Origin of the sequence: Sphaerisporangium sp. TRM90804 (assembly GCF_029846175.1) — a bacterium.
In the GTDB taxonomy this organism is placed as follows: Bacteria; Actinomycetota; Actinomycetes; order Streptosporangiales; family Streptosporangiaceae; genus Sphaerisporangium.
In genome coordinates this window covers 81506-92520 of record NZ_JARWAC010000033.1, presented here as the reverse complement: position 1 = coordinate 92520, position 11015 = coordinate 81506, and the positions used below count along the sequence as shown (strand labels likewise).

The following is an 11015-nucleotide window of genomic DNA, read 5'->3' as shown; positions in this document are numbered from 1 at the left end:
GGTCGGCTCGGTCGCTGTGGTCGGCTTCGGCCGTGGTTTGGTCGGCTCGGTCGCTGTGGTCGGCTTCGGCCGTGGCTTGGTCGGCCCGGTCGCTGTCCGGTCGGCCTCGGCCGTTTCTCGGTAGGCGCTCGCTCTCCGGTCGCCTCGACTCCCTGGTTGGAGTCGGCGCAGCACGCCCCGGGGGCGGCTCCCCCTTCCGCCTGTGACCTGCCTACTTCCGGCGCCGCGTCGGTGAGAAGCGGTGCGGCGATGTCGGCGCCGCTTACGGTGGGGAACCCGGTAAATGTTCGTACAAGCCGCACTGGGGCACACACGGGCATCGAACACTCATTCGATACACTTTCTGGCATGTACGTTCCGCCGGCGTGGCCGGAAGAGGTGCTTCCACCCGGGGACCCCGAGTGGGAGTCCTCGGCGGTCACCTGGCTGCTCGACGCGGTGCCGCCGGACTACCGCGCCTACGGCGTGCTGCGGCGGCACCCCGTCGCGCTCGCCCGTATGGCGCGCCACCACGTCAACGCCATGGTGGAGGCCGCACGCACCGGCTACCGGGGCGCGGCCGTCGACCTCAAGGACCACCTGCCGCCCCACGCCATCGAGGCGGTGCTGGAGACCTACCGCCGCGAGGGCCCTCGCCTTGTACGGCTGGCGGGCGCCGTCGAGGTCGTCGAACAAGCCCTGCGCGGTCAGACGTTCGTCCCTCGGATGAACACCTTCGGGCAGAAGCGCCCGTCCAGGTGAGGCCTGGGTGATCTCGACCGGGCAGCTTCCCTTCCACCATGGCTGATCTCTGTTGAGTCACCGGGTGACCCGCCGTACGGGGCGCCGACTTCGCCGTCCCACCCCTCGCCGACGCGGCGCCGGAAGTAGGCAGTCGCCGGCGGAAGGTGACCTGCCCCAGCGGGGCAGGGCGATCGGCGGGGGTCAGAACTCACGGGCGTGCGGGTGGTGGGCTGGCGTGGTGTTGGTGGTCACCTTTCCTGGGGCGGGGTGGTGGGCCGTGTGGCGGTGGCTGACTGGTGGGGGGTGGTGGGGCTGGGGTGGTGTTGGTGGTCACCTTTCCTGGGGCGGGGTGGTGGGCCGCGTGAGGGTGGCTGACTGGTGGGGGGTGGGGCCGGCGTGGTGTGGGTGGTCACCGTCTCTGGGGCAGGGGGGTTGCCCGGGCGGTGTTGGAGGGCGGGCTGGGCGAGGGCGCCCTCTCGGAAGGCGCGACGAAGGCACCACGTGGGGGCGGATCGCCTGAAGGAAGGCAACCGGGAGGGGGCTCGTCAGGGCTGGTTGGTCAGGGTGTGTCCGGGCGCGGGCTGGCGCGGCCATGGGTAACCGAGGAAGATGGCGCTTTGTGAGTGGGCGGATCGGGGTGGTCGGGGCGGGCATCCTGGGGCTGGCGGTGGCCCGGGAGCTCGCTCTGCGGGGTGCCTCGGTGACCGTGCTCGACAAGGAGGACCGTGTCGCCGCCCACCAGACCGGGCGCAACAGCGGGGTCGTGCACGCCGGGGTCTACTACGCGCCGGGCTCGCTCAAGGCGCGGCTGTGCCGGGACGGCGTCGCGTTGCTGCGCGAGTACTGCGCCGAGCACCACATCCCGTACGAGGAGGTCGGCAAGCTGGTCGTCGCCGCCACGCTGGCCGAACGGCCCGGGCTGCGGCGCATCGCCGAGCGGGCTCGTGAGAACGGCGTTCCCGGGATCGCCGAGCTCGACGGGCTGGCCCTGCGTGACGTCGAGCCGAACGCCGTCGGCGTCGGGGCCGTCCACTCCCCGCACACGGCGGTCGTCGACTTCGCCGCCGTCGCCCGCCGCCTGGCCCTCGACGTCGAGACGCTCGGCGGGTCGGTCTGCCTGGGGCACCCGGTACACGGGGTGCGGCAGACGCCGGACGGGGTCGAGGTGCGGGCGGGCACGGCCCGGTTCGTCTTCGACCGGCTGGTCTGCTGCGCGGGCCTCGGTTCCGACGCCGTCGCGGCGATGGCGGGGCGGCCGGGGGACGTGCGCATCGTCCCGTTCCGCGGGGAGTACTACAAGCTGGCCGGTACGGCCAGAGACCTGGTGCGCGGGCTCGTCTACCCGGTGCCCGACCCTCGGTACCCGTTCCTCGGCGTCCACCTGACCCGGCGGGTCGACGGCGAGGTGCTGGCGGGGCCGAACGCCGTCCTGGCCCTGGCCCGCGAGGGGTACACCTGGACGCGGGTGTCGCCGCGCGACCTGTGGGAGATCGCCGCCTGGCCGGGAACCCGCCGCATGGCCGCCCGCCACTGGCGCACGGGCGCCGCCGAGGTGTACGGCTCGCTGGCCAAGGAGGTCTTCGCCCGCGGCGTGCGCCGCTACGTGCCCGCGATCACCGCCGCCGACCTGGTGCGCGCGGGCGGCGGCGTGCGGGCGCAGGCCGTCGCGCGCGACGGCGGCCTCGTCGACGACTTCGTGCTGGACGTGCACGGCAGGATCGTCCTGGTGCGCAACGCGCCGTCGCCGGGGGCGACGTCCAGCCTGGCCATCGCGCGGCACATCATGGCGTTCATCTCCTCCTGAGGAGCGACGCACTGCCGTCTCGGATGGGCTCCAAGGTGTCCGTCGTCCGGCAGGGGGAGCGACGCACTGTGGTTTCCGGGCGGGGCTCCAAGGTGTCCGTCGCACGGTATGGGGAGCGACGCACTGTGGTTCCGGGCGGGGCTGCGGAGTGTCCGTCGCCCGGCATATCGCAGCTTTTATCTCCTCCTGAGCTGATCAGGGTCACTATGGGGGGCGTGAGTGATGTGCCGGAAGCGCGGCTGCTGGTGGTCGAGGACGACCCGAACATTCTGGAGCTGCTGGCTGCCAGTCTGCGGTTCGCCGGGTTCGAGGTCGCCGTGGCCGGGAGGGGCGCCGACGCCGTGGCGGCGGCGCAGCGCCGTCGGCCCGACCTCATCGTCCTGGACGTCATGCTGCCCGACATGGACGGCTTCGACGTCGTGCGGCGCCTGCGCGGCGGCGGCGCGCACACGCCGGTCGTGTTCCTCACCGCCAGGGACGCCACCGAGGACAAGATCCGCGGGCTGACGCTCGGCGGCGACGACTACGTGACCAAGCCGTTCAGCCTGGAGGAGGTCGTCGCCCGCATCCGGGCCGTGCTGCGCCGCACCGCGGGCGGGCCCGCCGTCCCCCCGCCGCGGATGATCTTCGCCGACATCGAGCTGGACGAGGAGAGCCACGAGGTGTGGCGGGGCGGGGCCGTCATCCCGCTGTCGCCCACCGAGTTCAAGCTGCTGCGCTACTTCATGGCCAACGCCGGGCGGGTGCTTTCCAAGGCTCAGATCCTGGACCACGTGTGGGACTACGACTTCCGCGGCGACGCGGGCATCGTCGAGTCGTACGTGTCCGTCCTGCGCCGGAAGATCGACCACACGACTCCCCGGCTGATCCACACGCTGCGCGGCGTCGGCTACGTCCTACGCGTACCGCCCTCTTGAACCCGCCCCCCATCCCGGGGCCCGCCCCTGGACCTTCCCCGCGCCCCGTCCCCGTATCCGCCCCGGGACCTGCCCCACACCCCGCGCCGGGATCCGTGCCGGGATCCGTGCCGGGATCCGCGCCGCACCTCGCCTCGCAACCTGCGCCGGGACCGGCATCCTCATCGGGGCCCGCCCCGGGATCCGCCCCGCATCCCGCCTCGGGTTCGGCCCCGAATCCGGCCTCGGGGCCTGGGTCGCGCCCTGACCAGTGGTTCGGCTCTCGTGGCACGGGTCGGCGGGCGTCGTTGTTCGCGCGGACGCCGCTGCGGATCAAGCTGATAGCGACGATGCTGGGGCTGGTGGCGATCGCGCTGGCGGGCATCGGCGTGAGCAGTGTGTCGGTCCTGCGCGGCTACCTGGTCGACCGGGTGGACCAGCAGCTGGGCCAGTTCACCCGGGACGTGGGGCGCACGCTGATCGGCGGCCCGGCCATCGGGGCCCGCGTGCCGACCACCGGGCTGCTGCAGGTGCGTGACCGCGACGGGAAGGTCGTGGCCAGACGCGCCGGGCCGGACGCCGAGGCCCGGCCCGGGCCCGTCCTGCCGGCCGTCGTCGCCGGGGCGGCTCCGATGCCGACGCCGGCGGCGCCGTCCGGCCCGCCTGGTCCGCCCAGGGCGCCCGGGACGGGGACGGCGCCCGGGTGGGAGCCGATGACGGTGCCCGCCGAGTCCGGCGGCGGGGAGTGGCGTGTCCGCGTGCTGACCGTCGCGGGGGAGGGCAGCGTCGTCATCGCGATCGACCTGTCCTCGGTCGAGCAGATCACCACCCGGCTCGCGGTGACCGAGTTGCTCGGCGGCGGCGTCGTCATGGTGATCCTCGCCGTGCTGGGCGTGGTGATCATCCGCAGGAGCCTGCGGCCGCTGGAGGAGATGGAGCACACCGCCGCCGCCATCGCCGCCGGAGACCTCGGCCGCCGGGTGCCCGACCTGGACCCCGGCACCGAGGTGGGCAGCCTCGCCGCGTCCCTGAACGGCATGCTCGCCCAGATCGAGGCCGCCTTCCGCGCTCGCGAGGTCTCCGAGGCGGCGGCCCGCACGTCCGAGGAGCGCATGCGGCGTTTCGTCGCCGACGCCTCGCACGAGCTGCGCACGCCGCTCACCTCGATCCGCGGGTTCGCCGAGTTCTACCGGCAGAACCCGGCGGGCGACCCGGCCTGGCTCATGCGGCGGGTGGAGGACGCCGCCGCCCGCATGGGCGTCCTCGTGGAGGACATGCTGCTGCTCGCCCGCCTCGACCAGCAACGGCCCCTGGACCACGGGCCCGTCGACCTGCTCGCCCTGGCCGCCGACGCCGTGCACGACGCGCGCATCCTTGCCCCCGGCCGGGACATCACGCTGGAGGTGACCGGCGACGCGGCTCCGATCGTCTCCGGCGACGAGGTGCGGCTCCGCCAGATCGTCGGCAACCTGATGAGCAACGCGCTGCGCCACACCCCTCCGAGCACGCCGGTCACCGTCCGGGCCGGCGCAGGCGGGGTCACCGCGTTCCTCGAAGTGATCGACAAGGGCCCGGGGCTCACGCCCGACCAGGCCGAACGGGTCTTCGAGCGCTTCTACCGCGCCGACCCGTCCAGGTCCCGCGCCCCGACGCCGGGGGAGTCCGCCTCCGGCACGGTGCCGCCCGCGGGCGGAAGCGGGCTGGGCCTGGCCATCGTCGCGGGCCTGGTCGCCGCCCACGGCGGCACCGTCACGGTCGACACCACCCCGGGCGAGGGCGCCACCTTCCGCATCGTCCTCCCCCTCTCCCCCGACGCCCTTCCCCCCTCGGCCCCGTGACACTCACTCCTCGGGGCTCGCCGGACGTGGTCAGGAGGGTTGAGGGGCGGGGGTGAGGGTGGGGAAGGTGGCGTCGGGGAAGTCGTCCGCGGTGGGGTCGGTCGGTAGCTGGATGCGGTCTCCCTCGGAGAGGCCGGAGCGGATCTCGACGTATCGGTCGCCGTGGACGCCGGTCTCCACGGGGCGGCGGACGCCGCCGACCAGGACGGTCGCCACGCCGTCCGCCCTGTCGAGCAGGGCCTCGGCGGGGACGTAGACGGCGTTCTCGGCCTCGTCGATCGTCACCTGGACGGTCGCCGTCTGGCCGAGGAGGAGGTTCGGGGGGCTTCGGTCGAACGCGATCATGACGCCGTACTGGACCAGGCGGCCGGTGGTCGTCGCGGTGACGTCGATGTGGGCGACCTCGGCGGCGTACTGCTCGCCGGGGCGGGTGGCCAGGGTGACGGCGGCCGTCTGGCCCACCTTCAGGCGGCCCACGTCGGTCTCGGAGAACATCGCCTTGACCTGGAGTTCGTCCAGGTTCCCGAGGGTGAGGAACGCTGATCCGGCGGTGGCTCGCGAGCCGGTCGTGCCGGACACGCTCAGGATCGTGCCCGCCACCGGAGCCTCGATCGTGACGCCGTCCAGCGCCTCCTCCGCCTCGCTCAGGGCCGTCCGCGCCTTGGCGACCTCCGCCTCGGCCTGCGCCACCGTCGTGATCGCCTGGCCGCCCCGGGCGCCCTGCCCGGCTCCACCGGCCCGCCCTCCGCCGCCGCCCTGCCCGAACCCGCCGCCTCGCGCACCCGGCGGAACCTGCCCGGACGGCGCACCTCCCCGCGGCCCGCCCTCGGGCTTGGCGGTCGGCGCGCCCGAGGGGATCCCGTCACCGCCGTCCGGCCCTTCACAGCCGGGGCCCGGCGTGCTCGGCCGCGCGGAGGGCTCCGGAGAGGTGCTGGGACCCCACGTCACGCTGGGTTCGGGGGTGCCACCGGGCTTCGGTGTGACGGTCGGCTTCGGCGTGACCGTGGGGCGGGGAACGCCGGGAGGCCCGGTGGGCGTCCCGGTCGGGCCGGTGGTCGCGGTGGCGGTGGCGGTCGGGCCGGTGGTCGCGGTGGCGGTGGCGGTCGGAGCCGCCGTCGGGCTGGTGGGGGTGGCGGTCGGCGTCACCTTCGGGGCGGGGATGCGACTCGGAGCGGGTTTCCGGTCACGGGACGGCGCGTCACCGGAACCGCGGGTACCCGACGGCGCCGGGCCGGAGCCGCGGGTTCTGCTCGGTGCCTCGTCCGGTGTGCGGGAGGGGGTCGGGTCCGTGGCGCGGGCCGGCGCTCTCTTCGGGGTCGGTGTGTGGGATGGGGTCGGGTCCGGGGCGCGGGGCGGCGCCTTCTCGCGGTTCTGTGTGCGGGAGGGCGTCGGGTCCGCGGTGCGGGTCCGCGCCTCCTTGGGAGTGGGGGTGCGGGAGGGCGTCGGGCTGGGGGTGGGGGACGCCGTGGTGGGCTTCGGGGACGGGGACGGGGTGGGGGAATCCGATGTGGGGGACGGTGATGTGGGGGCGGACAGCGGGACCTGCGCGGCCGCCAGCAGGGCTGAGCCGGGATGGATGGTGAAGACGACGGAGGGAGGGGTGCCGTCCTCCGGCGCGGGCGCGGTGGGTGACGGCGAGCCTTCCGGCGGCGCCGTGGGAGGGCAGGTCCGGGGGTCGATCGGCCCGCCGGAGGGACGGCCGTCCGGCGGCGAGGCGGTCGGCTGACCGGGCGGCTCGGCTGTGGGCGAGGTGGTCGGCTGACCGGGCGGCTTGGGCGTGGACGAGGTGGGGGGCTTCTGCGGGGACGGGGGGCGGGAGGGTTGGGCTCGGGGGGCCGCGAGGGGGGCCTGGCGGGAGGTGAGGGTGGTGGCGGGGGTGGTCTGGAGGTGGTCGCGGGTCTCCTCGGCGGCGGCGAAGGCGGCCTTGGCGGCGGCGAGGTCCTCCCGGGCCGCGGTGTCGTCGATTCGGGCCAGCAACTGGCCCTCCCTGACCTTCCGGCCCACCGCGACGGCGACCTCCTCCACGGTGCCCGAGGCGCCGAAGGCCAGGTCGCGGGTGGCGGCGTCCACCGTAGTCCCCGCCGCTGAGACCGCGCTCACCACCGTGCCGCGCCCTGCGGCGAGCGTGACGGGCTCGGGGGGCGAGGCGCCTCCGCCCGCCGCGTACATCATCCCGGCGCCGGCCAGGACGACGGCCGCGAGGGCCAGACCGCCGGCGCGCATGGCGGTGGGCGGAGTGCTCGATCTCATGCGAGCCATCCTGTTGCCCGCACGTCACCCGCAGCTCAGCCCTGCCTGAGAGTTTCCTGATAATCCGCGCCTAAGCGGCCACATCCGGCGGACGGTCGTCAGACTGGAACGCGTCGGCCGCCCCGGCGGCCGGCACCACCACTCAACCGCCGAGGTCTTCTCCCGCGACGTCACCACCCCCGGCCCTCGGGCTCCCGCGGACCCGCCCGGCGGGGATGTTGTCAGCAAACCTTCAGGGACGGCGCAGGTTCGTCCAAGCGGCGTGGCCCAGGCTCAGGAGGCGTGAAGCTGTCGACCAAGCGCAGAGCGCTGATCCTTAACGGCGCCCTGGGGGTGTTGTTGCTGGGCGGTGCGGGCGTCGCCTACGCCTCCCTGAACTCCGGCCCGCCGGCCGACGCCGCGCCGCTGACCGCGCGGGTCACCCGGGGGACCGTCCTGTCCTCGGTGTCCGCGTCCGGCTCGGTGACGAGCGCCCGCTCCCGCTCGCTGGACTTCGGCGCCACCGGCACGGTGGAGAAGATCTACGTGGAGGCCGGTGACGAGGTCACCAAGGGCCAGACCCTCGCCCGGCTCGACGACACCTCCGCGCGGGAGGCCGTCGACGCCGCGCGCGCCGCCCTGGACGCCGCCGAGGACGCCGACACCTCCACCGCCTCGGGCTACTCGCAGTACGTGCAGGCCAGGAACGCCTACCGCGAGGCCGGACGCACCCTCGACGGCACGGTGATCAAGGCGCCGTTCGGCGGCACCGTCACCGCCGTGAACGGCACGGTCGGCGGCGCCTCCTCGGGCACCGGGTCGTCGGGCACCGGGTCGTCGGGCTCGGGCACGGGGTCGAGCGGTTTGGACGGGACGGGCTCGGGCGCCGGGGCGTCCGGGTCGGGCTCGTCCGGCGACTCGTCCGGAGGCTTCGTCGAGCTCGCCGACACCCGGCGCCTGGAGATCGCCGGAGACTTCACCGAGTCCGACGTGACCAAGCTGAAGATCGGCCAGCCCGCCACCGTCACGTTCGACGCGTTGCCCGGTGTGACGGCGAGCGGCAAGGTCACGCTGATAAACCCGGTGGCGAAGACCAGCGACAACGTGGTGCAGTACTCCGTCACGATCTCGCTGAGCGACGTGCCCGACGAGGTCAGGCTGGGCCAGACCGCGACCGCCCAGGTGGTGGTCGCGAAGGCGGACGACGCGCTCACCGTCCCGACGGCGGCGGTGCGGACCGCCGGCGGCCAGAGCACCGTGACCGTCCTGCGCGACGGCCGCCAGGTGACCACCCGCGTGGAGGTCGGCGTCAAGGGCGACTCCACCACCGAGATCAGGTCAGGCCTCGCCGAGGGCGACCAGGTCGTGCGCGGCACGCCCGGCACCGGAGGCCAGTTGCAGGGCGGCTTCCCGGGCGGCGGCTTCCCCGGCGGCGGCGTGCGCATCGGCGGCGGGGGCGGTGGCGGCCGATGACCGCGGCGCCGGTGCTCGATGTGCGGGCGGTCGGCAAGGTCTACGGGGCCGGGGACGCTCAGGTGCGGGCGTTGCGGGAGGTGTCGCTCTCGGTCGAGCACGGGGACTTCGTGGCGATCATGGGGGCGTCGGGGTCCGGGAAGTCGACGCTGATGAACATCCTCGGCTGCCTCGACGTGCCCACCAGCGGGCGGTACCTGGTCGACGGCACCGACGTCGGCCGGCTCGACGAGCGGCGGCTCGCCGTCCTGCGCAACCGGAAGATCGGTTTCGTGTTCCAGTCGTTCAACCTCGTCCCGCGCATGTCGGCCCTGGCCAACGTGGAGCTTCCCCTGGCCTACGGCGGCGTGGCGGCGGGCGTCCGGCGCGCCCGGGCGCTCGCGGCGCTGGAGCGGGTCGGGCTGGCCGACCGCGTGCGCCACGACCCCAACGAGCTGTCCGGCGGCCAGCAGCAGCGGGTGGCGGTCGCCCGCGCGCTGGTCACCGCGCCGTCGCTGCTGCTCGCCGACGAGCCGACCGGCAACCTCGACACCGCCTCGACCGCCGACGTGCTGAGCATCCTGGACGGGCTGAACGACGCCGGCCGCACGATCGTGATGATCACCCACGAGGACGACGTGGCGACGCACGCCAAGCGGATCGTCCGCCTGGTCGACGGCCGCATCGTCGAGGACCGCCGCCAGGCCGCCCTGGACGGCCCCCCGCCCAGGCTCGCCCCGGCGGTGCCGCGATGAACGCGCTGGAGGTCGTGCGCTTCGCCGTACGCGGGCTGGCGGCCAACAAGATGCGCAGCGCGCTCACCACGCTCGGCATCCTGATCGGCGTGGCGGCGGTGATCCTGCTGGTCGCGGTGGGCGAGGGCACCTCGCAGTCGATCCAGCAGAACATCCAGCGCCTCGGGTCCAACACGCTCACCGTGTCGCAGTCGTTCGCCGGCGGCGGCCGGGGAGGGGGCATGGGAGGCCAGGCGGTCCCGGCCGGCGGGGGCGGCGGAGCCGTGGCCCGGGCGCCGCAGGCCGCCACGGGGCCGCGCACCCAGGCCCGCGAGCTGACCCTCGACGACGCCCGCGCGCTGGCCGACGCCGCGGCCGCGCCGTCGGTGAAGAGCGTCTCCCCGGTGGTCACCGCGGCGTCCCAGGCGGCGACGTACGAGGGGACCAGCCACACCATCTCGCAGCTCGTCGGCACCTACCCCAGCTACTTCGAGGCGTCGAACAAGCCGGTCGCCGAGGGCTCGTACTTCTTCAACGACGACGTGCTCGCCGCCAGGAAGATCATCGTGATCGGCCGGACCGTCGCGGAGAACCTGTTCGGCTCGGTGGACCCGCTCGGCAAGCGCATCACGGTCGCCGGAGTGCCGTTCACCGTGGTCGGCGTGCTCAAGGAGTCGGGGTCGTCGGGGTTCCAGGACGCGGACGACATCGCGGTGGCGCCGTTGCCCGCCGTCCAGCAGAGCCTCACCGGGTTCGGGTCCCTCGGGCAGATCGTGGTGCAGGCCAGGAGCGCGGCGTCGGTGGACGCGGCGCAGACGGAGATCAGCCAGATCCTCGACCAGCGCCACGGCATCACCGGCACCGCCACGGCCGACTACCGGATCCTCAACCAGGCGGCGCTGCAGGAGACGGTCAGCGCGGCCACCGCGACGTTCACGGTGCTGCTCGGCGCGGTCGCCGCGATCAGCCTGCTGGTCGGCGGCATCGGCATCACCAACATCATGCTGGTCACCGTCACCGAGCGCACCCGGGAGATCGGCATCCGCAAGGCGATAGGGGCGCCGCGCGGCGCGATCCTCGGGCAGTTCCTTGCCGAGGCCACGATGCTCAGCCTCGTCGGCGGCCTGCTGGGAGCCGCCGTCGGGGTGCTCGGCGCCCAGTTCACGATCGCGGGCGTGCGGCCGGTCGTCGTGCCCGCCTCGATCGCGCTGGCGCTCGGGGTGTCGGTGGCGATCGGCCTGTTCTTCGGCAGCTACCCGGCGAACCGCGCCGCGAAGCTGCGCCCCATCGAGGCGCTGCGCCATGAGTGACACGGCGACGTACGGCGAACCGGGCCGAG

Annotated in this window: 8 protein-coding genes; 7 read left to right on the top strand and 1 reads right to left on the bottom strand. The window is 74.3% G+C overall.

Annotated features, from left to right (window positions below):
* The first annotated feature begins 348 nt into the window (after positions 1-348).
* From PYR91_RS33595 to PYR91_RS33580, 4 genes are all read left to right on the top strand, one after another.
* On the top strand, positions 349-741 hold the full coding sequence (locus tag PYR91_RS33595) for a hypothetical protein (protein WP_279786563.1): 393 nt from the start codon (positions 349-351) through the stop codon (positions 739-741).
* Positions 742-1342: 601 nt separating this feature from the next.
* Positions 1343-2527, top strand: coding sequence for an L-2-hydroxyglutarate oxidase (gene lhgO / locus PYR91_RS33590; protein ID WP_279786561.1), 1185 nt, complete (start codon positions 1343-1345; stop codon positions 2525-2527).
* Between the two features lie 215 nt (positions 2528-2742).
* On the top strand, positions 2743-3444 hold the full coding sequence (locus PYR91_RS33585; protein WP_279786560.1) for a response regulator transcription factor: 702 nt from the start codon (positions 2743-2745) through the stop codon (positions 3442-3444).
* Between the two features lie 287 nt (positions 3445-3731).
* Positions 3732-5261 (top strand): HAMP domain-containing sensor histidine kinase, encoded by a 1530-nt coding sequence (locus PYR91_RS33580; protein WP_279786559.1) that lies wholly within the window; start codon positions 3732-3734, stop codon positions 5259-5261.
* Between the two features lie 30 nt (positions 5262-5291).
* Here PYR91_RS33580 and PYR91_RS33575 read toward each other — a convergent pair whose 3' ends face one another.
* Positions 5292-7511, bottom strand: coding sequence for an efflux RND transporter periplasmic adaptor subunit (locus PYR91_RS33575; RefSeq protein WP_279786557.1), 2220 nt, complete (start codon positions 7509-7511; stop codon positions 5292-5294).
* A 282-nt stretch (positions 7512-7793) separates the two neighbouring features.
* On the opposite strand from PYR91_RS33575, the gene PYR91_RS33570 reads away from it, so the two are divergent.
* The 3 genes from PYR91_RS33570 to PYR91_RS33560 are packed head-to-tail and all read left to right on the top strand — an operon-like array spanning position 7794 to position 10986.
* On the top strand, positions 7794-8963 hold the full coding sequence (locus PYR91_RS33570; protein WP_279786555.1) for an HlyD family efflux transporter periplasmic adaptor subunit: 1170 nt from the start codon (positions 7794-7796) through the stop codon (positions 8961-8963).
* Positions 8960-9697 carry an ABC transporter ATP-binding protein gene (locus PYR91_RS33565; protein WP_279786554.1) on the top strand — a complete coding sequence of 246 codons (738 nt, stop codon included), beginning with the start codon at positions 8960-8962 and terminating at the stop codon, positions 9695-9697. Before PYR91_RS33570 ends, PYR91_RS33565 begins: the two co-directional genes overlap by 4 nt.
* Positions 9694-10986 carry an ABC transporter permease gene (locus PYR91_RS33560; RefSeq protein WP_279786552.1) on the top strand — a complete coding sequence of 431 codons (1293 nt, stop codon included), beginning with the start codon at positions 9694-9696 and terminating at the stop codon, positions 10984-10986. The genes PYR91_RS33565 and PYR91_RS33560 overlap by 4 nt, the downstream gene beginning before the upstream one ends.
* Positions 10987-11015 lie beyond the last annotated feature (29 nt).

What these genes read in the sequence shown, in the direction of transcription:
- PYR91_RS33560 (WP_279786552.1), top strand. Translation starts at nt 9,694, where the DNA reads ATGAACGCGCTGGAGGTCGTGCGCTTCGCCGTACGCGGGCTGGCGGCC.
- PYR91_RS33575 (WP_279786557.1), bottom strand. Translation starts at nt 7,511, where the DNA reads ATGAGATCGAGCACTCCGCCCACCGCCATGCGCGCCGGCGGTCTGGCC.
- PYR91_RS33565 (WP_279786554.1), top strand. Translation starts at nt 8,960, where the DNA reads ATGACCGCGGCGCCGGTGCTCGATGTGCGGGCGGTCGGCAAGGTCTAC.
- PYR91_RS33595 (WP_279786563.1), top strand. Translation starts at nt 349, where the DNA reads ATGTACGTTCCGCCGGCGTGGCCGGAAGAGGTGCTTCCACCCGGGGAC.